Genomic DNA, 20,743 nt, shown 5'->3' on the forward strand with positions numbered 1-20,743 from the left:
CCGGGCAAAGACCCGGGGTCCCATTTTCCGTTCTGGCGATGAAAAAATGGGATGCCGGGCCAGGCCCGGCATGACGAAAAAAGGAAGCGAGCTATGACAACAAAAACCAATCCCGGCAATTTCTTCGAAGACTTCAAGCTCAAGCAGCAATTGCGCCATGCCACGCCACGCACGGTGACCACGGGCGACGTGGCGCTGTATACCGCGCTGTATGGTTCGCGTTTTCCGCTGCAATCGGCCGACACGCTGGCACGCAGCATCGGCCTGAAGGCCGCGCCTGTCGACGATCTGCTGGCCTTCCACATCATCTTCGGGAAGACCGTGCCGGAAATCTCGCTGAATGCCGTGGCCAACCTGGGTTATGCGCAATGCCGCTGGTTCGCGCCGGTCTATCCTGGCGACACCCTGCATACCGTGTCGAGCGTGATTGGCCTGAAGGAGAATTCGAACAAAAAGACCGGCGTGGTCTATGTGCGCAGCCAGGGCTACAAGAACGGCAACGATCTGGTGCTGGATTACGTGCGCTGGGTGATGGTGAAGAAGCGCGACGAAAGCGCCGTGATCGCCGAGGAGCATGTGCCGCAACTGGCCGAGGCGCTGACGCCCGCGCAGCTCCGCGTGCCTGAAGGCACCGATTTCCGAAAATACGACTGGGTGATGGCCGGCAGCCAGCATGGCTGGGAGGATTACGGCGTCGGCGAGAAGATCGATCATGTCGATGGCATGACCATCGAAGAGGCCGAGCATATGCTGGCGACACGGCTGTACCAGAACACGGCGAAGGTTCATTTCGACCAGCATCGCCAGGGCCAGGAGAAACTGGGCCGCCGCCTGATCTATGGCGGCCATGTGATCAGCCTGGCGCGCGCGCTCAGCTTCAACGGCCTTGGCAATGCCGCCTTCGTGGTGGGCATCAATGGCGGCCGGCATGTGAATCCGACCCTGGCCGGCAACACGATCTATGCTTGGTCGGAGGTGCTGGACAAAGGTGAGGTCGAAGGCCGCAGCGATGTGGGCCTGTTGCGCATCCGCACGCTGGCGGTGAAGGACCAGCCCACGCAGAGCTTCCCCGACAGGGATGCCGCCGGCAAATATCCGGACAACGTGGTCCTCGACCTGGATTACTGGGTGGCGATGCCGCGGCACGCCTGATATTGCCTAAATAAAAGGCAAAAGATCATTTCTTCAGCGGCATTATGCTGAATTTGCCGGCAGCTTCGGGAGCCATTTCCCGAAGCGCTGGCCTGCCTGAGCGTTTATCAGCACTTCCCGTGCCATAACCTGCCCTGTGCCGCTCCCGTCTGGTGGCATGCCTCGTGCTTGGGCAGCCTGCCTGTTTTGCCGGCGTTTCGCCCGCCGGCCGAATGGCAAGACATAACGAGCCAGATTTAACGAGACAGGGTGGGACCCCATGATCGCCTTCTTCGCGCGCCGCCTGGCGGCGCCCGCTATTGTGCTGCTTGCGTCGTCGCTGCCGGCTTTCGCCGCCGATGAAAAACCGCTCGACATGGCCAGCACGGCCTGGCTGCTGACCGCCACGGCCTTGGTGCTGTTCATGACCCTGCCGGGCCTGGCGCTGTTCTATGCCGGGCTGGTACGGGCGCGGAACGCGCTCAGCGTGCTGATGCATTGCGTGGTGATCGCCGCGCTGATGTCGGTGCTGTGGCTGGCCTTCGGCTACAGTCTGGCTTTTTCCGATGGCGGCCAGAACCAGGCCTGGATCGGCGGGCTGGATCGCGCCTTCCTGACCGGCATCACGGCCGACACGCTGAAGGACGGCATCCCCGAGGCGGTGTTTTTCATGTTCCAGGCCACCTTTGCCATCATCACCCCGGCGCTGATCGTCGGTGCCTATCCCGAACGCATCAAGTTCTCGGCGGTGGTGTGGTTTTCCGGGCTGTGGCTGCTGCTGGTCTATGTGCCGGTCTGTCACTGGATCTGGGGCGGCGGCTGGCTGGCCGAGGCCGGTGTGATCGACTTTGCCGGCGGCCTGGTGGTGCACGTGACCGCCGGCATGGCGGCAGTGGCCGCGGCCCTGATGGTAGGCCGTCGCCGCGATTTTCCGCATGAGCCGATCCTGCCGCATAATCCGGGCATGACCGCCACCGGCGCCGGCATGCTGTGGGTGGGCTGGTACGGCTTCAATGCCGGCTCGGCCCTGGCCGCCAATGGCAGCGCGGGCATGGCCCTGCTGGCCACGCATATGTCGGCCGCCGCTGGCGCGCTGACCTGGATGGGCATCGAGTGGCTGCGCCATGGCCGGCCGTCGCTGGTCGGCACGGTCACCGGGCTGATCGCCGGCCTGGCCACCATCACGCCGGCCGCCGGCGTGGCCGGCCCGATGGGTGGACTGGTCGCCGGTTTCTGCGGCGGCGTGATCTGCTTCAGCGTCACGGCATTGCTGAAACAGCGCCTGAAACTGGACGATTCGCTGGATGTCTGCGCCGTGCACGGCGTGGGCGGCGCCCTGGGCATCCTGCTGGTGGCCGTGATCGGCCAGCCCGGCTTCGGCGGCAGCGGTTTCGCCGAGGGCGTGGATGCCATGGGCCAACTGGGCAGCCAGCTGCTGGGGCTTCTTGTCACGGCCGCCTGGGCCGGGGGCATGAGCTGGGCCATCCTGGCGCTGCTGCGGATCACCGGCGGCCTGCGGGTGAGCGAGGAAGAGGAGTTCGACGGCCTCGACATCACCACCCATGGCGAGCGCGCCTACGATCTGCGATAGACCCGCATCAAGGAACACACACGAGAACATCCCCGCTGCCGGCAATTTGCCTTGCCGGCAGCGGGTTTAGGTCGTTAAAAACAGAGCTGCCAATCATTGACTAGGCGGTGGCCGGGTCTAGTATCTGCCCCGCTTTCGGGGCGCCGATCAGGAGACGTATTCCACCGATCCCGGCGCGCCGTCCCCACTCGAAGGCGCACAAAAATGGCGAATGTCGAACGACCGCTCTCCCCCCATCTGCAGGTCTACCGCTGGCCTGTCACCATGGCCTCGTCGATCCTGCACCGGGTCACCGGCGTTGGCCTGGGCCTTGGCACCCTTGTGCTGACCTGGTGGCTGGTCGCCGCCGCAGCCGGCCCGGAATACTACGCCTACGTGCAGATGGTGCTGGGCTCCTGGCTCGGCCGCCTGATCCTGTTCGGCTTCACCTGGGCGCTGTTCTACCACCTGCTCAACGGCATCCGGCACCTGGCCTGGGATGCCGGCTACGGCTACAGCATCCCCGTCGCCAACCGCTCGGCCTGGCTGGCGATCGTCGGCTCGGTGGTTCTGGCCGTGCTGGCCTGGATCGTCGCCTACGCCTGGAAGTGAGGAGCGCGCCATGAGCAATGCCAACAAACACATGCGCAGCCCGCTCAAGAGCGTACGCGGCCTAGGCTCCGCCAAGGACGGCGTGCAGCATTGGTGGATCCAGCGCGTCACCGCCGTGGCGATGATCCCGCTGGTGCTGATCATGCTGGTCTGCCTGCTGAAGCTGGCGACCGGCGACCACGCCGCCGTCGTCGCCGCCTTCCGCCATCCGGTTTTCGCCATCATTGCCCTGCTCGCCATCCTGGCGGTGTTCTGGCACCTGAAGCTCGGCTTGCAGGTGGTGATCGAGGACTATGTCCATAGCGAAGGCCTGAAGATGGCCAGCCTGCTGGGCGTGACCTTCGCGGTCTTCGTCGTCGGCGGCATCGCCGCGCTTTCCGTGCTCAAGCTTTTCCTTGGGGTGTAAGACCATGCCCGCCAGCTATCAGGTTCACGATCACTTCTACGATGTCGTCGTCGTCGGCGCCGGCGGCGCCGGTCTGCGCGCCACCATGGGCATGGCCGCGGCCGGCCTGAAGACTGCCTGTATCTCGAAGGTGTTCCCGACCCGCAGCCACACGGTGGCGGCGCAGGGCGGCATCTCGGCCTCGCTGGGCAACATGGGCGAGGATAACTGGCGCTGGCATATGTATGACACCGTCAAGGGCTCCGACTGGCTCGGCGACCAGGACGCCATCGAATACATGTGCCGCGAGGCCGTGCCGGCCGTGCTGGAGCTTGAGCATTTCGGCATGCCGTTCAGCCGCACGGCGGAAGGCAAGATCTATCAGCGCGCCTTCGGCGGCATGACCAAGAATTTCGGCGCCGAGCCGGCCCAGCGCACCTGCGCCGCCGCCGACCGCACCGGCCATGCGATGCTGCACACGCTGTATCAGCAGTCGCTGAAGTTCGACACCGAGTTCTTCATCGAATATTTCGCCCTCGACCTGATCATGGACGAGGACGGCGCCTGCCGTGGCGTGATGGCCTGGAACCTGGCCGACGGCACGATCCACCGTTTCCGTTCGCAGATGGTGGTGCTGGCGACCGGCGGCTATGGCCGCGCCTATTTCTCCTGCACCTCGGCCCATACCTGCACAGGCGACGGCGGCGGCATGGTGCTGCGCGCCGGCCTGCCGCTGCAGGACATGGAGTTCGTGCAGTTCCACCCGACCGGCATCTATGGCGCCGGCTGCCTGATCACCGAGGGCGCGCGCGGCGAAGGCGGCTATGTCGTCAATTCCGAGGGCGAGCGCTTCATGGAGCGTTATGCGCCATCGGCCAAGGACCTGGCATCGCGCGACGTGGTCAGCCGCGCCATGACCATGGAAATCCGCGAAGGCCGCGGCGTGGGCAAGAACAAGGACCACATCTTCCTGCACCTGGATCACCTGGACCCGAAGATCCTGCACGAGCGCCTGCCCGGCATCTCTGAAAGCGCCAAGATCTTCGCCGGCGTCGACGTGACCAAACAGCCGATCCCGGTGCTGCCCACCGTGCACTACAACATGGGCGGCATCCCGACCAATTATCACGGCGAAGTCGTCACCCTGAAGGATGGCAATCCCGACAAGGTGGTGCCCGGCCTGATGGCCGTGGGCGAGGCCGCCTGCGTGTCGGTGCATGGCGCCAACCGCCTGGGCTCGAATTCACTGATCGACCTCGTGGTGTTCGGCCGCGCCGCCGCCATCCGTGCGGCCCAGGTCGTCGAGAAGGGTGCCAAGCACAAGGACATGCCGAAGGCCGGCGACGAAGCGCTCGCCCGCCTCGACCGCTTCCGCAATGCCAAGGGCGGCAGCGCGACGGCCAAGATTCGCGACAAGATGCAGCGTGCCATGCAGAACAACTGCGCGGTCTATCGTACCGGCGAGGTTCTGAAGGAAGGCGTCGGCCTGATCGACGAGGTCTACAAGATGATGCCGGATATCGGTGTCTCCGACCGCTCGCTGGTCTGGAATTCCGACCTGGTCGAGACGCTGGAACTCGACAACCTGATCCGCCAGGCCGTCGTGACCATGCATTCGGCCGAGAACCGCAAGGAAAGCCGCGGCGCCCATGCCCGCGAGGATTTCCCCGACCGTGACGATTCGCAGTGGATGAAGCACACGTTGACCTGGCTGGGCGACAAGGGCGACATCACCATCGACTACCGCCCGGTGCATACCTACACGCTGACCAACGAGGTCTCGTATATCGAGCCCAAGAAGCGCGTGTACTAAGAGAAGACGAGGACGCTCCCCATGGCTGAGTTCGCGCTGCCGAAGAATTCCAAGATCACCGAAGGCAAGACCTGGAGCCTGCCCCCGGCCAAGCCGGGCGAGGAGCGCAAGGTCAAGCGCTTCCGCGTCTATCGCTGGAACCAGGATGACGGCAAGACCCCGCAGGTCGACACCTACGAAGTCGACATGAACGATTGCGGCCCGATGGTCCTGGACGCGCTGATCAAGATCAAGAACGAGGTCGACCCGTCGCTGACCTTCCGCCGCTCCTGCCGCGAGGGCGTGTGCGGTTCCTGCGCCATGAACATCGACGGCGGCAACACGCTGGCCTGCACCAAGGCTTGCGAGGATATCGACGGCGACGTGAAGATCTATCCGCTGCCGCATATGCCGGTGATCAAGGACCTGGTGCCCGATCTCACCAACTTCTACGCGCAGTATGCCTCAATCAAGCCGTGGATGCAGACCCAGAGCCCGGCCCCGGCACGCGAACGCCTGCAATCTGCGGAGGACCGCAAAAAGCTGGATGGCCTGTATGAGTGCATCCTGTGCGCCTGCTGTTCCACCTCCTGTCCCAGCTATTGGTGGAATTCCGACCGTTATCTCGGCCCGGCCATCCTGCTGCAGGCCTATCGCTGGATCGCCGACAGCCGCGACGAGATGACCGGCGAGCGGCTCGACAACCTGGAAGACCCGTTCCGGCTGTACCGCTGCCATACCATCATGAATTGTGCGCAGACCTGCCCGAAGGGCCTCAACCCGGCCCAGGCGATCGGCGAGATCAAGAAGCTGATGGTGGAACGCCGCGGCTGAGCTGCTAGACTAACAGCCAATACAGGGGGCAAACGGCTGGATCGGCATGGCTGGTCCGGGATACACTCGCGGCCGAATCTGTTTCTTCTGTGTAAGGTTGGTTAGCAAGGCCGCAGGACGTTATGGGCGATTTCACCCGCGGGGCTCCCTCGCATCTGACCAAGCTTGGCGCGGAAAAGCTGCGCGACGCGTTACGCGAGCATGAAGCCCATCTGGCCGGCAAGCCCGATGCCAAACCCGCCGACCTGTCCTATACTGACCTGTCGGACGCCGACCTGACCGGCGCCAATCTCACGCTGGCCAATCTGATCGGCACCCGCCTGCATCGCGCCCGCCTCGATGGCGCCAAGCTCTCGATGTCGAAATGCGGCGGTTCAGATTTCCGCAATGCCACCCTCGACGGGGCCGACCTGCGCTGGGCCGACCTGCGCGGCGCCTGCCTGCGCGCCGCCGGCCTGAACGATGCCAACATGGCCGAATCGAACGGCGTCGAGGCATTGGCGCCGGTTTATGATTCGGACGGCAAGCTCAGCGATGGTGGCCCCGCCAAACGTGCCATCGATCTTTCGGGTGCCTCGGCGCAGCGAGCCGATCTTTCCGGCGCCCAGCTTTCGCGCGCCTTCGCCCTGCATGCCGATTTCGCCGATGCCAATCTGGACGACAGCAACCTGGCCCGCGCCGATCTGCGCAAGGCGCAGATGATGTCGGCCCGTCTGGGCGCGGCCGACCTGCAGCATTCCGACTTCTCCGGCGCCAATCTTTCCGGCGCGACGCTGACCGGCGCGAATTTCGGCGGCGCCAATTTCGCCGGCGCCGATCTGCGCGGCGCCATCGTCGATGCCGCCAGCCGCGCCCTGCCGGAGCTGGCTGCCGCGATCTTTGCCGCTGCGTCGCGCCATGCCCCGGAAGATCTGGCCGACGTGCTGCGCCAGCATGAACTCTGGGTGCATTCGGAAGGCCGCCAGGGCCTGCGCGCGGATTTGAGCGATTTCGATTTCTCCGGCCGCGACCTGCAGGGCATCAACCTGATGGGCGCGCTGCTGGAACGTGCCTGCTTTGCCAATGCCATGCTGGTCCATGCCAACCTGGCGCTGGCGCGGCTGAATTTCGCCGACCTGCGCGGCGCGATCCTGACCAAGGCCAACCTGCGCGGCGCCAGCCTCGCCCGCGCCACGCTGGATGGCGCCGATCTTTCCGGCGCCAACCTGGCCGCCATCCGCGAAGAGGCACCGAACAGCCGCACCGCGCGCACCAACCTGAGCGCGGCCAAGCTGCGCAAGGCCCTGCTGGTGGCATCCAACCTGAGCGGCGCCAGCCTGGTGGGCGTGGACATGCGCGAGGCCAACCTGTCGGGCGCAGACCTGACCGGCGCCGACCTCACCGATGGCCGCTTCGATGGCGCGGTGCTGACCGGCGCGCAATTCACCAACGCGCGGCTGGATCGCGCCCGCGACCTGCTGCTGCCCAACTGACCGGCTATTGCGCCGCGTGCGGCAGCGCGCGGTAATCCTCGCTCTGCATCTCGTTGAGACGCGACACGCAGCGCTGGAATTCAAACGCCCCGTCGCCTTCGGGATACAGCGTCTCGGGCGGCGCCTCGGCCGTGGCCATCAGCTTCACCTTCGCCTCATACAGCGTGTCCACCAGCGTCACGAACCGCTTGGCCTCGTTGCGCCTGGCCGGGCTGAGCGTGGGAATGCCGTCGATCATCACCGTGTGGAATGCGCGCGCGATCGCCAGGAAGTCAGCCGGGCCTAGCGCCGCCTCGCACAGGTCGCCGAAGGTGAAGCGCGCAACGCCGCGAGCCTGTTCCGGCACACGCAGCTTGCGGCCCAGCAGCTCGAGATCCACCGGCTTGCCCTCGGCTGCATCGGTGAGCAGGTCCCAGGCGCGGTCCAGCGCCAGCGTTGATTTGGCACTCAGGGGGCTGAACCAGACCCGCTCGCGACTCAGGCGCTGCAAACGATAGTCGCGCTGGGCCGCCAGGTGCAGCACGTCGAGCTTGTCCTTGAACAGCGCGATGAAGGGCAGGAAAAGCTGGCGGTTCAGCCCACCCTGATACAGGTCGTCGGGCGCGCGGTTCGAGGTGGCAATCACCACCACGCCACGCTCGAACAGTTTCTCGAACAGGCGGCCCAGGATCATGGCATCGGCCACATCGGTGACCTGCAATTCGTCGAAACAGAGCAGCCAGCTCGCCTCGGCGATCTTCTTGGCCAGCGGGCGGATCGGATCATCGCCGCCCTTCTTCTTTTCCGCGTCATCGTCGGGCAGTTGGCGATAGCGGAAGATTTCGGCATGCACCTCCTGCATGAAGGCATGGAAATGCACGCGGCGTTTCTTCTCCACCGGGGCGGCGGCGAAGAACAGGTCCATCAGCATGGATTTGCCGCGCCCGACCTCGCCATAGATATACAGGCCCTGCGGCGCCGGTTCGCGCTTGCGGCCGAAGCTGAGTTTCTGCAGCCAGCTATCCTCGCCCGGCCGATAATGCTGCAGCCGGTGGCTGAGCAATTCCAGTTTCTCCACAGCCAGTTCCTGCGCCGGGTCTTCGGCGATCTCCTTGGCGGCGAGTTTGGCGCGGTAGGCTTCGAGCGGGGTCATCGGCATGGCTGAAAATGCAACGGGCGGCAGGTTACCCTGCCGCCCGTCTTGAGCAAACCGTCAGCGGCTTACTTCATGGTCGGGATGTTGAACTCGGCACCCGAGCGGATGCCGGTCGGCCAGCGCGCCGTCACCGTCTTGATCTTGGTGTAGAATTTCACACCTTCCGGGCCATGCTGGTTGGTGTCGCCGAAGGCCGATTTCTTCCAGCCCCCGAAGGTGTGGAAGGCCAGCGGCACCGGGATCGGCACGTTGATGCCGACCATGCCGACCTGCACACGGGCGGCGAAGTCGCGGGCGGCATCGCCGTCGCGGGTGAAGATCGCCACGCCGTTGCCGAATTCATGCTCGGTGGGCAGCTTGGCCGCTTCCTCAAAGCTTTCGGTGCGTACGACGGAGAGCACCGGGCCGAAGATCTCTTCCTTGTAGATGCGCATGTTCGGCGTGACGTTGTCGAACAGGCAGCCACCCATGAAATAGCCGCCTTCATAGCCCTGCAGCTTCAGGCCGCGACCATCCACCACCAGCTTGGCGCCTTCGGCCACGCCGGTATCGACATAGCCCTTCACCTTGGCGAGATGTTCCTTGGTCACCAGCGGACCCATCTCGGAATCCTTGTCCACGCTGGGGCCGACCTTGAGCGCCCGCACGCGCGGCGCCAGCGCCTCAACCAGCCGGTCGGCGGTGCCCTTGCCCACCGGCACGGCGACCGACACCGCCATGCAGCGCTCGCCCGCCGAGCCATAGCCAGCGCCAATCAGGGCATCGACGGCCTGATCCATGTCGGCATCGGGCATGATGATCATGTGGTTCTTGGCACCGCCCATGGCCTGCACGCGTTTGCCATGCGCCGCCGCCGTGGCATAGACATACTGCGCGATCGGGGTCGAGCCCACGAAACTGACCGCCTGGATGCGCGGATCGGTGAGCAGCGTATCCACTGCTTCCTTGTCACCGATCACGCAGTTCAGCACGCCGGCCGGCGCGCCGGCCTCCAGCATCAGTTCGGCCAGGCGCAGCGGGCAGGACGGGTCCTTTTCGCTGGGCTTGAGCACGAAGGTGTTGCCGGCCGCGATCGCGATGGCGAACATCCACATCGGCACCATGGCCGGGAAGTTGAACGGGGTGATGCCGGTGACGACGCCGAGCGCCTGGCGCATCGAATAGACGTCGATGCCGCGCGCCACGCTGTCGGAATACTCGCCCTTCAGCAGATGCGGAATGCCGCAGGCGAACTCCACCACTTCCAGGCCGCGCTGCAGCGAGCCCTTGGCATCCGAGACCACCTTGCCATGCTCGTTGGCGATCAGCAGAGCCAGTTCATCGGCATGCTTCTCGCACAGCTCCTTGAACTTGAACATCACCCGGGCACGCACCAGCGGCGAGGTGGCGCTCCATTCGGCGAAGGCACGCTGGCTGTCGGCGATGGCAGCCTCGACCTCGGCCTTGGTGGCGAGCGGCGCCTTGGCGCTGACCTCGCCGGTGCTGGGATTGTAGACGTCGAGGAAGCGGCCCGACTTGCCCGCCACTTTCTTGCCGCCGATGAAATGATGCAGTTCCTTCGCCATGACTCACTCCCCAGAACAGGCCCCGGCGGCCTTCTCATATAGCGGCCGGCGGCCTGTGTGTTGCTAAGCCCGATGCTTGATAAGACCGGGAGACTCTAAAGGCCCCGGCCCCAATGACAAGGGCCGGCGCTGCGGCTTTGCAGCGCATCAAACCTGGATTTCGAGCGCCTGGCGTGCTTCGGCCAGCAGGCGGGCGACGATGGCCGCCGCCGGTTCCGGCCGGGCCAGCCGGGCCGCCTGTCCGGCCCAGAGCGACTGGTAATCGGTCTGGCCGGATTTCGAGGCCGCGCCGCGCATCGCCTTGCTCATGGCATTGGCGACCGGGAAATCGGGGATGATGTCGTCACGGCCGGCCATGCGGTCGAGAAAGGCGTTGCGGATGCCGCGGGCATGCCGGCCGGAAAAGGCCCGCGTCAGCGCCGTGTTTTCCGCCCGGTCACTTTGCAGCAATGCCTTGTAGCCCGGCGACAGCGCCATTTCCTCGGCCAGCAGGAATGTCGTGCCCAGAGCCACGGCCGAAGCGCCCAGGCACAGGGCGGCGGCAACGCCGCGGCCATCGCCGATGCCGCCGGCGGCAATCACCGGCAGCTTCACCGCCGAGACGATCTGCGGCACCAGGGCCATGGTGCCAACCAGGCTGTGTTCCACGCTGTCGAGGAAGCTGCCGCGATGGCCGCCGGCCTCGGCACCCTGGGCGATGATGGCATCGACTCCGGCCGATGCCTGCACGCGCGCCTCGGCCACCGTGGTCGCGGTACCCAGCACCAGGATGTTGCGGTCTTTCAGGGCCGTCACCTGTTCGGGCGTCAGCACGCCGAAGGTGGTGCTGAAGACCGGCGGGGCCTCCTCCAGCACCACCTCGAACTGTGCCTCGAAGGATTCCTGATAGCTGTTCGGCAGATCAGGCGCGCCCAGGCCCAGCGCCGCATGCGCCTGCCCCAGCTCCGCGCGATAGGCTGCCATCTTGGCGTGGTCGGCCGTCCAGGGCTGCGGCGAAAACAGGTTGATATGGAAGGGCCGTTGCGTGCCGGCACGGATGGCGCGGATCGCGTCGCGCAACGCCTGCGGCGTCATGTAGGCGGCGCCCAGCGCGCCCAGCGCGCCGGCATTGGAGACGGCGATGGCGAGCGCCGGCTTGGCGGTTTCGCCGGCCATCGGGGCCAGCAGCAAGGGATGGTCGATGCCGAGGCGACGGACAAAATCATGGTTCATGGCGTTTCTCTCTTCCCGGATGGGTCTGGGCAAAGACTGCGCCTTTCCGCAGCGGCCGCCAAGGGGATAGGGCTGGCAAAATTGTGCCGATTGGGTCGACTGGAAGATTATTCTAGAAAATTATTCTAATGCTGCTATAACCCCGTGCCATGGCCCGTTCCGCCCGCAAACCCACCATCCTGGATCACACCGCAAAAGCCGGTGCGCGCGAACGCGCGCTGATCGCCGCGCTGGCGCTGTTCGATTCCCAGGGCGTGGAGTCCACCACAATCGAACAGGTGCGTGATGCCGCCGCGGTGTCGATCGGCAGCCTGTACCACCATTTCGGCAGCCGCGAAGGCCTGGTCACCGCATTGTATGAAGATCTGCTGGAGCGCTATCGCATGGCGCTGATGGCCGACTTGTCCAGGCACGACACCCCGCGGGGCTTTCTCGATGCTTTCGTGAAAACCCATATCGCCTGGTCGATCCGGCATCCCGATGCCGCCCGCTTCCTGGCCGAGCATCGCTACCATCGCGCTGTCACGGTGGCGGAAGCCAAACTGCAGCGCGGCACCGCCGATTTCCTGCGTCCCTTGATGCTGGTGTTCCGCCCCGCCGTCGAGGCCGGCATCCTGAAGCCACTCGCCCCCGATGTCCTGATCAGCCTGGTGGTCGGCCCGGTGCAGGCCTGGCTGCGCAGCCATCGTGCCGGCAAGGCCAGCATCCGGCCCGATCTGGCGGCAAAACAACTGACTGATGCGATCTGGGATGCCATCGCCGTCTCTGCCACGACTTCAACCACTGCCCGCAAAACAAGGAAGACCTGACATGTCCCGCAACGAGCCCGCCATCCTGCAGCAGTGGCAGCGCGTTTCCCGCCTGCCTTTCGGCAGCTGGCTGTTCAGCCGCCTGATCGGCCTGACCGTGCCCTATGCCGCCACCATCAATGCCCGCGTGCTGAACCTGATGCCGGGCCGCGCGCAGGCGCAGATGGCCGACCGCCGCGCCGTGCGCAACCACCTGCGCTCGATCCATGCCGTGGCCCTGACCAACCTGGCCGAACTGACCGCCAACCTCGCCATCATGAGCCGCCAGCCGGTGAAGGGCGCGCGCTGGATCGTCACCGGCTTCGATACAGAATTCGTCAAGAAGGCACGCGGCGCGGTGACGGCGCAATGCGAGGTCGGGCCGCTGGACTGGTCGCAGCCGCAGAGCCTGTCGGGCCGCGTGGAACTGCGTGATGCGGCCGGCGACATCGTGATGACCGCCACGCCGCGCTGGAAGATCGGACCGGACGCCGCGAAGGCTTAAAGCTCAGACCTTGGGCGGCTCGAGATAGAGGCCCGACATCGGCTCCAGCCAGATCAGGTGATCCTCGACGCCCTTGGCGCCGGGCGCGCCTTCGGCCAGCACTTTCAGGGCCAGGCGTTCGCGTTCGTCGAAGATGGTGCCCCAGAGCTGCACCACGCCATCGCGCACAATGATGCTGGTGCTGCCAGTCGGCGCCCAGGACTGCTTCTTCATCTCGGCCTGGATATGCTCGCGGATCGCCGCGTCGCTGGCTGCCACCGGTTTCACGTCCGCCAGGGCACCGGCAAACAGATGCAGCAGGTTGGCGCGGCTGACGATGCCGACAGGTTTGCCGTCGCGCACGACCGGCAGCCGTTTCACGCGATGTTTTTCCATCAGCCGCACGATTTCGGCCGTTGAGGTATCTTCGGCGATGGCGACCGGTTCGCGCGTCATCACCTCGTCCACGCGACGGCCATGGCTATGGGTATAATTCTCGGCCTGGGCACCGGGGCCCAGCAGCAGTTCCAGCCAGCGCGCACGACGTTTGGTGGTGCCGATTTCGCTGCGACGCAGAAAATCGCCCTCGGTTACCATGCCCACCAGCTTGCCGGCCGCATCCACCACCGGCAGGCCGCTGACATGCTTCTGCAGCATCAGGCGCACCGCCTCGGCGACCTTGGCGTCGCTGGCGATGGCGAAGACCGGGCTGGTCATGATTTCGGCGGCTTTCATGTGGCATCTCCTGGACTGAAGCTGCCGCGATCCTAGCGTAATCCGCGCCGGCTGGCTTGATCCGCGTCAATCGGCAACCTGTTTTGCCAATTCGCGCAGAAGCTGTTCGCTGGCCGCATTGGCCGGCAGGAAACTTTCAATGCGCAGATCCTGCAAGGTCACATCCTGCGGGGTGCCGAAGGTGGCGATCAGGGTGATCATGTCCAGCCGCAGGCCATCCTTCTCCACGCTGAAGCCCAGCAGGGGGGCCGGCTCGCTGTCCCAGTCCACCTTGCGCCACACCGCATCCACATCCGGATAGGTGCGTATTTCCGCCAGCACGGAGGCCGCAGCGGGACTGTCCATCGCCTCGCGCTGCAGACGATGCAGCAAGGCCGAGGCGACATCGGGCCAATGCAGCATATAAGGCCGGACCGCTTTGGGATGCAGCGGCAGCTTCATCATGTTGAGCGGCTGCGCCGGATCGAGATCGGCCCCGAGCAGGAAACCGATCATGCGCTGCGCGGCACGGTTGGCCAGTTGCACGTTCCAGGCGGCATCGACGACCACGGCCGGAAACGGCTCCTGCTGGCGCAACAGCAGATCCAGCGCGTGGCGCGCCTCGGCCAGTTGCGGCGCATCCAGCCGGCTTTCGCGATAGGCGGCTGCGAAGCCGGCGGCATGCAGCAGGCGGTTGCGTTCGCGCAGCGGCATGTCGAGCAGTTCGCTCAGATGCAGCACCATCTGCCGGCTGGGCCGGGCGCGGCCGGATTCGAGGAAACTGACATGGCGCTGCGACACGCGGCCCAGTTCGGCCAGTTCAAGCTGGCTGAAGCCGCGGCGGCGGCGCCATTGCCGCATCAATGTACCGAAGCCGGGTGTTTCGGTGGCACTGGATCGGACCGGCAGTTCGCTATGCAGGCTGGGCATCGCTGATGTCTCCCTGGGGCGGTTATGGGGCGCAGGGAGACGGACGTCCAGTACGAACGCCCGCCGTCCATGATCCGTCACGCCGTCGCGAGTCCATTGCTGTCGCGCAGGGCGCGGGCCTTGAGCCAGCCGATCAGCGCGGTATCGCCTGCAATCGCCAGCAGGGCGACCACGCCCCACAGGCTGAACGCTCCGCCGAAGGCGGCCAGCAGGGCCAGCGTGCCCAGTACCCACAGGCCATCGGCCAGAACAGTGAAAGCGACGAAGCCGCGCGGCGGCTGTGGCCGGTTGGACATGATCAGCAGCAGGCCGGCATAGGCGGCCAGCGCCGCCCCCAAGGCCAGCATCACCCCGGGCATGGACAGGCCGAGCAGCCCGGCCTGATCCGGCAAAAGGAATTTGGCCGTCCAGCCGGCGGCCAGCAGGCCGGGCAGGCCACAGGCGAGGCACAGGGCGGTATCGAAGCGGAGCAGACTGCGCAGGGAAAGCATGGGAAACCTCCGGGCTGATGTGATGACCCGATATTTCAGCCGGAACAGTGGCTTAACAATTACCGAGCAGGTAATAGCCTATCTATTTCACATTATTTTTTGTTTGAATATTTATAATATCTCTTATTTAAGTATTATTATGTTGACTATCGTATTTGACTGTTAAATATCTGGCTGCATCGGCTCTGCGCCACGAAGAGGGGTGCGCCATGCAGACATTCCCGAGTTTCCTGGTGCTGAAGGACCGGCCCGTGCTGGTGCTGGGCGGCGGCGAAAACGCCGCGCGCAAGATCCGCCTGCTGCGGAAGGCCGGCGCGTCGGTCACAGTGGCAGCCCCAAACATCAATGACGAGATCGCCGACCATGTTGCCGCCGGCCATGTGCGGCATCGGGCAACGTCTTTCTCCCCCGCCCTGCTCGATGGCGTGCGGATCGCCATCGGGGCGGCCGAGGATGAAACCGAAAATCTCGCGCTGGCCGATGCGGCCAGGACCCGTGGCGTTTTCGTGAACGTGGTGGATCGCGCCGAGCTGTCCGACTTTCTCGTGCCCGCCATTATCGAGCGCGGCGACATCACCATCGGGATTGCATCCAACGGCACCGCGCCGTTGCTGCTGGGCCGCATCCGCGCGCAGATCGAGGCTCTGCTGCCTTCGCGTCTGGGCGAGCTGGCTGCCCTGGCTGGCGATTTCCGCAACAGCGTGGCACGTGTGATCCGCGAGCCGCGTCAACGCAAGCGCTTCTGGGAGCGTGTGTTCGACGGCCCGGTCGCGCAGAAGGCGCTGGCCGGCGATCTGAGCGGCGCGCGCAGCACCCTGCTGGCCCAGCTCAACGCGCCGCAGGCTGACGCCGCAGGCAGCGTGGCCCTGGTGGGCGCCGGACCGGGCGATCCCGACCTGCTGACCCTGAAGGCGCAACAGGTGATAAGCCAGGCCGATGCGGTGCTGTATGACGACCTGGTGCCGCCCGCCGTGCTGGACCGTGTGCGTCGCGACGCCGAGCGCATCGCGGTGGGCAAGCGCAAGGGCCGCCATCGTCTAAGCCAGACGCAGATCAATGCCCTGATGGCCGAGCTGGCCGGCCAGGGCAAACACGTCGTGCGGCTGAAAGCCGGTGATCCCTTCATCTTCGGCCGTGGCGGCGAGGAACTGGAATATTTGCAGGCGCACGGCATTGCCGTGCAGGTGGTACCGGGCATCACGGCGGCATTGGGCTGCGCGGCAGCGGCCGGCATTCCACTGACCCATCGCGACCTGAGTCATGGCGTGACGCTGGTGAGCGGCCATCTGAAAGACGGCGAGGATGCGATTCAGTGGGCCGAGCGGGCCCGCGCTGGCGAAACCGTCGTGGTCTATATGGGCCTGAGCCGGGCGGCGGATATTCGCGACCGACTGCTGCAGGCCGGCGTATCGCCCACGTTGCCGGTGGCGCTGATCGAGAATGGCACGCGACCCGAGCAGCGTGTAAGCGCGGGGATGCTGTATGCCCTGCCCGCCTTGGCTGCACGGCATGCAGGAGATGGCCCGGTATTGCTGGTGATCGGCAAAGTGGCCGCGACTGCACGGATCTCCGCCCTGCCGCAGCAGCGCCGCGCATAAGGACCAGACCCATGGCCAAAGCCCCCAAACTGAAAGACCAGGCCCATATCGTCACCGCCAATCACCTGAGCAGCGGCGACGTGGTCTACCTGACCATCCACAAAGACTGGAGCCGCGACATCGCCGCCGCCTTCGTGGCGCCGAATGCCGAGGCCGCCGCCGCCTGGCTGGCCGAAGCCGAGGCGCAGGCGGCACGCAACATCGTGGTGGCGCCGTATCTGGTGCCGGTGGATGGCAGCACAACGCCCCCCTGGCCAATCCAGTTCCGCGAGCGCATCCGCGCCGCCGGACCGACCACCGAAAAACGGCCGGCCGCGTAGACTGAGGATTTGCCCATGTACCAGTATGACCAGATCGACCAGACCCTTGTGGACGAGCGCGTGGCGCAGTTCCGCGACCAGGTGGCGCGGCGCCTGAGCGGGGCGATCAGCGAGGAAGAATTCAAGCCGCTGCGCCTGCAGAACGGCCTGTATCTGCAGCTGCATGCCTACATGCTGCGCATCGCCATCCCCTATGGCACGCTATCGTCACGGCAATTGCGCGCGCTCGCGCAGATCGGCTGCAAATACGATCGCGGCTGGGGCCATTTCACCACGCGGCAGAACCTGCAATACAACTGGATCAGGCTGGAAGACGCCGCCGATGCTCTGGCCGATCTGGCCAAGGCGCAGATGCATGCGATCCAGACCAGCGGCAACTGCATCCGCAACACCACCACCGACCAGTTCGCCGGCGCCGCCCATGACGAGATCGAGGATCCGCGGGTGTGGTGCGAGATCATCCGACAATGGTCGACCTTCCACCCCGAATTCAGCTTCCTGCCGCGCAAGTTCAAGATCGCCGTCACCGGCTCGCCGAACGACCGCGCCGCCGTGCGCGTGCACGATATCGGGCTGCGCATGCACAGGAATGCCGACGGCGAAACCGGCTTCGAGGTGATCGTGGGTGGTGGCCTGGGCCGCACACCCTTCATCGGCAAGACGATTCGCGACTTCCTGCCCAAACAGCATCTGCTGAGTTACCTGGAAGCCATTCTGCGCGTCTACAACCAGTTCGGCCGGCGCGACAACATGTACAAGGCACGCATCAAGATTCTGGTGCACGAGATCGGCATCGAGACCATGCGCGAGAAGGTCGAGGCCGAATGGCAATCGATCCGCGACGGCGCGCTGCAACTGCCGCAGGCGGCCATCGACCAGATCGCTGCGCATTTCGCGCCACCCGCTTTCGAAAGACTGTCCGGCGGCGTGGCCCCGGATTATGCCGCCGCCTTCCGTACCGATTTCGAATTCGGCCTCTGGGCCCGACGTAACACGTTCAAGCACAAGCAACCGGGCTACAGCATCGTCACCATCTCGCTGAAGAAGGAAGGCGAGCCGCCGGGGGACATGAAGGCCGAGCAGATGTTGGCCGTGGCCGACTTGGCCGACCGTTATTCCTTCGGCGAAATCCGCGTCACGCACGAGCAGAACCTGGTGCTGCCGCATGTGAAACAGGCCGACCTGCCGGCTTTGTTCAGAGCGTTGAAGGCATACGATCTCGCCACGCCGAATGTGGGCCTGGCCTCCGATATCATCGCCTGCCCCGGCCTGGATTACTGCGCTTTGGCCAATGCCCGCTCGATCCCGATCGCCCAGCAGATCGCCCTGCGTTTCAGGAACTGGGAACGCGCACACGACATCGGCGAGCTGAAGATCAAGATTTCGGGCTGCATCAATGCCTGCGGCCACCATCATGTGGGTCATATCGGCATCCTTGGCGTCGACAAGAATGGCGAGGAATTCTACCAGCTCACATTGGGCGGCTCGGCCGACCAGGATGCCGCCCTGGGCGACATCCTCGGCCCGGCGCTGAACACGGCGCAGACGGTGGATGCCATCGACACCCTGGTCGAGATCTATCTGCGGCTGCGCAGCGGCAGCGACGAGCGTTTCCTCGACACCTATCGCCGCGTCGGATTGCAGCCGTTCAGGGAGGCCGTCTATGCCGCTGCTTAAAAATGGACAGATGATCGGCGAGGATGCCTGGCTGAGCGTCGCCGACGACGCGCCGTTGCCGGAGCACAGGCCCGCGCTGATTTCCCATGCGCGCTGGCAGGCCGAGCAGGAACATCTGGCTGGCCGCAACGCGCCGCTGGGTATCCGCCTGCCCCACACGGTGGATGTACTGGACTTCGGCCCCGAAGCCGGTCGCTTCGACCTGATCGTGCTGGAGTTTCCGAAATTCAGCGATGGCCGGGCCTACAGCCAGGCGCGACTTTTGCGCGAGCGATTTGGTTTCGCGGGGGAACTTCGCGCCACTGGTCATGTGCTGCAGGACCAGCTCTGGCATATGCAGCGTTGCGGCTTCGATGCTTTCGAGATCGCCCGCGAAGGCGCCGCCGAAGCCTTTGCCGCCGCAATGCGCGGCTTCAGCCATGTCTACCAGCCCACGGGCGACGGACGCATCAGCGCCCTGAAACAGCGGCTGGCGGCAGCGCGCAAGCAGGAGGCCGCCGAATGAGCGCACTGGCCTTCGCTTCGCTGGATATCGACGATTACACGCGGTCGCTGAATGCGCGGCTGCAGGGTAAATCGACCGAGGACATCCTGCGCATCGCCATCACCGAGCTGTTTCCCGGCCAGATCGCGCTGGTGTCATCGTTCGGGGCCGAGGCGGCTGTGCTGCTGCATCTGGTGGCCCGGGTCGATCCAGCCACGCCGGTGCTGTTCCTGGAAACCGGCAAGCTGTTCGACGAAACGCTGGCCTATCGCGACCTGCTGACCGCGCGGCTGGGCCTGAGCGATGTGCGCAACCTGCGGCCAGATCCCAGATCGCTGGCCGCCCATGACGAAGGCGGCACGCTGTGGTTCCACGATGCCGATGCCTGCTGCCGCATCCGCAAGGTGGAGCCGCTGGAGCGCGGACTGAAGCCCTTCGCCGCCTCGATCAACGGCCGCAAGCGTTTCCAGGCCGCGACCCGCAACGCCATTCCGCTGGTGGAGGCCGATGGCGCGCGGCTGAAATTCAATCCGCTGGCCGACTGGGGCCCGGCAGAGATCGAGGCTCATTTCATCCGCCATGATCTGCCACGCCATCCCCTAGTGGCGCAGGGTTATCCCTCCATCGGCTGCGCGCCCTGCACCCAGCCGGTGCAGGACGGCGAGGATGCCCGGGCCGGGCGCTGGCGCGGCAGCGAAAAAACCGAATGCGGCATCCATGGCCGGCCACAGAAATGAAATGACGATCATGCACGACGATCTCGACCAGCTCGAAGCCCAGAGCATCTACATCCTGCGCGAGGCCTATAGCCGCATCCGACCTCTGGCCATGCTGTGGTCGCTGGGCAAGGATTCCAACGTGATGATCTGGCTGGCCAAGAAAGCCTTCCTCGGCCGCGTGCCGTTTCCGGTCGCTCATCTGGATACCGGGCTGGAATTCCCCGAAACCTATGCCTTCCGCGACCGCTATGCCCGGGAATGGGGGCTGGAGCTGATCAAGGATGCCTGCCCGCCGTTGGAGGCCACTGATCCCACGCTGCCGCACAATTCGCGCATCGCCGCGCGCAAGACCCTGGGCCTGAAGGAAGCGATTGCGAGATACCAGTGGAAAGGCGTGATCGCCGGCATCCGCCGCGACGAGCAGGCAACGCGCGCCAAGGAGCGCGTGTTCAGTCCCCGCGGCGATGACGGCGCCTGGGACTTCCGCGACCAGCCGGCCGAGCTGTGGGACCATTTCGCGTCCGAGCTGCCCGATGGTGTGCATATGCGAATCCACCCCCTGCTGCATTGGACCGAGCTGGACATCTGGCGCTACATCCAGCGCGAGGAAATTCCGGTGGTGCCGCTGTATTTCGCCAATGATGAAGGCAAGCGCTTCCGCTCGCTGGGCGAAATCGGCATCACCTTTCCGATCGACAGCCGCGCCGCCAATATCGAGCAGATCATCGCCGAACTGGAAGTGACGCGCGAACCGGAACGCGCCGGCCGCGCCATGGACCACGATTCGGAAGATGCCTTCGAGCGGCTGCGCGTCGCCGGCTATATGTGAG

At 65.2% G+C, this 20,743-nt stretch carries 21 protein-coding genes; 15 read left to right on the forward strand and 6 right to left on the reverse strand.

What is annotated here, in order from left to right; translation table 11 throughout:
- Positions 1 to 93: 93 nt before the first annotated feature.
- The 7 genes from ACE3OO_RS06270 to ACE3OO_RS06300 all read left to right on the forward strand — a co-directional run bounded on the left by ACE3OO_RS06270 (position 94) and on the right by ACE3OO_RS06300 (position 7,796).
- Positions 94 to 1,152 (forward strand): MaoC family dehydratase, encoded by a 1,059-nt coding sequence (locus tag ACE3OO_RS06270; RefSeq protein ID WP_374300888.1) that lies wholly within the window; start codon positions 94 to 96, stop codon positions 1,150 to 1,152.
- A 259-nt stretch (positions 1,153 to 1,411) separates the two neighbouring features.
- Positions 1,412 to 2,722: an ammonium transporter gene (locus ACE3OO_RS06275; RefSeq protein ID WP_374300890.1), complete on the forward strand. Its 1,311-nt coding sequence runs from the start codon at positions 1,412 to 1,414 to the stop codon at positions 2,720 to 2,722.
- A 204-nt stretch (positions 2,723 to 2,926) separates the two neighbouring features.
- A complete protein-coding gene (gene sdhC / locus ACE3OO_RS06280; protein WP_374300892.1) occupies positions 2,927 to 3,313 on the forward strand; it encodes a succinate dehydrogenase, cytochrome b556 subunit in 387 nt (128 codons plus the stop codon).
- Between the two features lie 10 nt (positions 3,314 to 3,323).
- Positions 3,324 to 3,719: a succinate dehydrogenase, hydrophobic membrane anchor protein gene (sdhD, locus tag ACE3OO_RS06285; protein WP_374300894.1), complete on the forward strand. Its 396-nt coding sequence runs from the start codon at positions 3,324 to 3,326 to the stop codon at positions 3,717 to 3,719.
- Between the two features lie 4 nt (positions 3,720 to 3,723).
- Positions 3,724 to 5,511 (forward strand): succinate dehydrogenase flavoprotein subunit, encoded by a 1,788-nt coding sequence (gene sdhA / locus ACE3OO_RS06290; RefSeq protein ID WP_374300896.1) that lies wholly within the window; start codon positions 3,724 to 3,726, stop codon positions 5,509 to 5,511.
- 21 nt (positions 5,512 to 5,532) lie between these two features.
- Positions 5,533 to 6,324, forward strand: a complete 792-nt coding sequence (locus ACE3OO_RS06295) for a succinate dehydrogenase iron-sulfur subunit (protein ID WP_374300898.1) — start codon at positions 5,533 to 5,535, stop codon at positions 6,322 to 6,324.
- A gap of 122 nt (positions 6,325 to 6,446) precedes the next feature.
- Entirely contained in the window at positions 6,447 to 7,796 is a 1,350-nt protein-coding gene (locus tag ACE3OO_RS06300) for a pentapeptide repeat-containing protein (RefSeq protein ID WP_374300900.1), read from the forward strand.
- Between the two features lie 4 nt (positions 7,797 to 7,800).
- Here ACE3OO_RS06300 and zapE read toward each other — a convergent pair whose 3' ends face one another.
- From zapE to ACE3OO_RS06315, 3 genes are all read right to left on the reverse strand, one after another.
- Entirely contained in the window at positions 7,801 to 8,934 is a 1,134-nt protein-coding gene (zapE, locus tag ACE3OO_RS06305) for a cell division protein ZapE (protein WP_374300902.1), read from the reverse strand.
- Positions 8,935 to 8,996: 62 nt separating this feature from the next.
- The gene (locus tag ACE3OO_RS06310; protein ID WP_374300904.1) at positions 8,997 to 10,496 is read right to left on the reverse strand and encodes a CoA-acylating methylmalonate-semialdehyde dehydrogenase; all 1,500 of its coding nucleotides are present in this window, start codon (positions 10,494 to 10,496) and stop codon (positions 8,997 to 8,999) included.
- Between the two features lie 147 nt (positions 10,497 to 10,643).
- Complete coding sequence (locus tag ACE3OO_RS06315) at positions 10,644 to 11,708, reverse strand: NAD(P)H-dependent flavin oxidoreductase (RefSeq protein WP_374300906.1); 1,065 nt, start codon at positions 11,706 to 11,708, stop codon at positions 10,644 to 10,646.
- A gap of 149 nt (positions 11,709 to 11,857) precedes the next feature.
- Here ACE3OO_RS06315 and ACE3OO_RS06320 point away from each other — a divergent pair, with 149 nt between their 5' ends.
- Positions 11,858 to 12,517, forward strand: coding sequence for a TetR/AcrR family transcriptional regulator (locus ACE3OO_RS06320; protein ID WP_374300909.1), 660 nt, complete (start codon positions 11,858 to 11,860; stop codon positions 12,515 to 12,517).
- A gap of 1 nt (position 12,518) precedes the next feature.
- Positions 12,519 to 13,001 (forward strand): DUF4442 domain-containing protein, encoded by a 483-nt coding sequence (locus ACE3OO_RS06325; protein ID WP_374300911.1) that lies wholly within the window; start codon positions 12,519 to 12,521, stop codon positions 12,999 to 13,001.
- A 3-nt stretch (positions 13,002 to 13,004) separates the two neighbouring features.
- Here ACE3OO_RS06325 and ACE3OO_RS06330 read toward each other — a convergent pair whose 3' ends face one another.
- From ACE3OO_RS06330 to ACE3OO_RS06340, 3 genes are all read right to left on the reverse strand, one after another.
- Positions 13,005 to 13,715, reverse strand: a complete 711-nt coding sequence (locus ACE3OO_RS06330; protein ID WP_374300914.1) for a CBS domain-containing protein — start codon at positions 13,713 to 13,715, stop codon at positions 13,005 to 13,007.
- Positions 13,716 to 13,781: 66 nt separating this feature from the next.
- Entirely contained in the window at positions 13,782 to 14,624 is an 843-nt protein-coding gene (locus ACE3OO_RS06335; RefSeq protein WP_374300916.1) for a helix-turn-helix domain-containing protein, read from the reverse strand.
- Positions 14,625 to 14,701: 77 nt separating this feature from the next.
- Positions 14,702 to 15,115 (reverse strand): hypothetical protein, encoded by a 414-nt coding sequence (locus ACE3OO_RS06340; RefSeq protein ID WP_374300918.1) that lies wholly within the window; start codon positions 15,113 to 15,115, stop codon positions 14,702 to 14,704.
- Positions 15,116 to 15,324: 209 nt separating this feature from the next.
- Here ACE3OO_RS06340 and cysG point away from each other — a divergent pair, with 209 nt between their 5' ends.
- From cysG to cysD, 6 genes are read left to right on the forward strand one after another with little or no spacing between them, the layout of a single operon-like run.
- Positions 15,325 to 16,713 (forward strand): siroheme synthase CysG, encoded by a 1,389-nt coding sequence (gene cysG, locus ACE3OO_RS06345; protein ID WP_374300920.1) that lies wholly within the window; start codon positions 15,325 to 15,327, stop codon positions 16,711 to 16,713.
- 11 nt (positions 16,714 to 16,724) lie between these two features.
- On the forward strand, positions 16,725 to 17,033 hold the full coding sequence (locus ACE3OO_RS06350; protein WP_374300922.1) for a DUF2849 domain-containing protein: 309 nt from the start codon (positions 16,725 to 16,727) through the stop codon (positions 17,031 to 17,033).
- A gap of 15 nt (positions 17,034 to 17,048) precedes the next feature.
- The gene (locus ACE3OO_RS06355; protein ID WP_374300924.1) at positions 17,049 to 18,710 is read left to right on the forward strand and encodes a nitrite/sulfite reductase; all 1,662 of its coding nucleotides are present in this window, start codon (positions 17,049 to 17,051) and stop codon (positions 18,708 to 18,710) included.
- The gene (locus tag ACE3OO_RS06360; protein WP_374300926.1) at positions 18,697 to 19,215 is read left to right on the forward strand and encodes a DUF934 domain-containing protein; all 519 of its coding nucleotides are present in this window, start codon (positions 18,697 to 18,699) and stop codon (positions 19,213 to 19,215) included. Before ACE3OO_RS06355 ends, ACE3OO_RS06360 begins: the two co-directional genes overlap by 14 nt.
- A complete protein-coding gene (locus tag ACE3OO_RS06365; RefSeq protein WP_374300928.1) occupies positions 19,212 to 19,931 on the forward strand; it encodes a phosphoadenylyl-sulfate reductase in 720 nt (239 codons plus the stop codon). The genes ACE3OO_RS06360 and ACE3OO_RS06365 overlap by 4 nt, the downstream gene beginning before the upstream one ends.
- A gap of 10 nt (positions 19,932 to 19,941) precedes the next feature.
- Positions 19,942 to 20,742 carry a sulfate adenylyltransferase subunit CysD gene (gene cysD, locus ACE3OO_RS06370; RefSeq protein WP_374304668.1) on the forward strand — a complete coding sequence of 267 codons (801 nt, stop codon included), beginning with the start codon at positions 19,942 to 19,944 and terminating at the stop codon, positions 20,740 to 20,742.
- Position 20,743 lies beyond the last annotated feature (1 nt).

Origin of the sequence: Ferrovibrio sp. (assembly GCF_041906005.1) — a bacterium.
Taxonomy (GTDB): Bacteria; Pseudomonadota; Alphaproteobacteria; order Ferrovibrionales; family Ferrovibrionaceae; genus Ferrovibrio.

Coding starts and splice junctions, on each gene's coding strand:
- ACE3OO_RS06360 (WP_374300926.1), top strand. CDS start 18,697: ATGCCGCTGCTTAAAAATGGACAGATGATCGGCGAGGATGCCTGGCTG.
- ACE3OO_RS06330 (WP_374300914.1), bottom strand. CDS start 13,715: ATGAAAGCCGCCGAAATCATGACCAGCCCGGTCTTCGCCATCGCCAGC.
- ACE3OO_RS06320 (WP_374300909.1), top strand. CDS start 11,858: ATGGCCCGTTCCGCCCGCAAACCCACCATCCTGGATCACACCGCAAAA.
- sdhD (WP_374300894.1), top strand. CDS start 3,324: ATGAGCAATGCCAACAAACACATGCGCAGCCCGCTCAAGAGCGTACGC.
- ACE3OO_RS06335 (WP_374300916.1), bottom strand. CDS start 14,624: ATGCCCAGCCTGCATAGCGAACTGCCGGTCCGATCCAGTGCCACCGAA.
- sdhA (WP_374300896.1), top strand. CDS start 3,724: ATGCCCGCCAGCTATCAGGTTCACGATCACTTCTACGATGTCGTCGTC.
- ACE3OO_RS06355 (WP_374300924.1), top strand. CDS start 17,049: ATGTACCAGTATGACCAGATCGACCAGACCCTTGTGGACGAGCGCGTG.
- ACE3OO_RS06350 (WP_374300922.1), top strand. CDS start 16,725: ATGGCCAAAGCCCCCAAACTGAAAGACCAGGCCCATATCGTCACCGCC.
- ACE3OO_RS06325 (WP_374300911.1), top strand. CDS start 12,519: ATGTCCCGCAACGAGCCCGCCATCCTGCAGCAGTGGCAGCGCGTTTCC.
- cysG (WP_374300920.1), top strand. CDS start 15,325: ATGCAGACATTCCCGAGTTTCCTGGTGCTGAAGGACCGGCCCGTGCTG.
- ACE3OO_RS06310 (WP_374300904.1), bottom strand. CDS start 10,496: ATGGCGAAGGAACTGCATCATTTCATCGGCGGCAAGAAAGTGGCGGGC.
- ACE3OO_RS06270 (WP_374300888.1), top strand. CDS start 94: ATGACAACAAAAACCAATCCCGGCAATTTCTTCGAAGACTTCAAGCTC.
- ACE3OO_RS06365 (WP_374300928.1), top strand. CDS start 19,212: ATGAGCGCACTGGCCTTCGCTTCGCTGGATATCGACGATTACACGCGG.
- ACE3OO_RS06295 (WP_374300898.1), top strand. CDS start 5,533: ATGGCTGAGTTCGCGCTGCCGAAGAATTCCAAGATCACCGAAGGCAAG.
- ACE3OO_RS06340 (WP_374300918.1), bottom strand. CDS start 15,115: ATGCTTTCCCTGCGCAGTCTGCTCCGCTTCGATACCGCCCTGTGCCTC.
- ACE3OO_RS06315 (WP_374300906.1), bottom strand. CDS start 11,708: ATGAACCATGATTTTGTCCGTCGCCTCGGCATCGACCATCCCTTGCTG.
- ACE3OO_RS06275 (WP_374300890.1), top strand. CDS start 1,412: ATGATCGCCTTCTTCGCGCGCCGCCTGGCGGCGCCCGCTATTGTGCTG.
- zapE (WP_374300902.1), bottom strand. CDS start 8,934: ATGCCGATGACCCCGCTCGAAGCCTACCGCGCCAAACTCGCCGCCAAG.
- sdhC (WP_374300892.1), top strand. CDS start 2,927: ATGGCGAATGTCGAACGACCGCTCTCCCCCCATCTGCAGGTCTACCGC.
- ACE3OO_RS06300 (WP_374300900.1), top strand. CDS start 6,447: ATGGGCGATTTCACCCGCGGGGCTCCCTCGCATCTGACCAAGCTTGGC.
- cysD (WP_374304668.1), top strand. CDS start 19,942: ATGCACGACGATCTCGACCAGCTCGAAGCCCAGAGCATCTACATCCTG.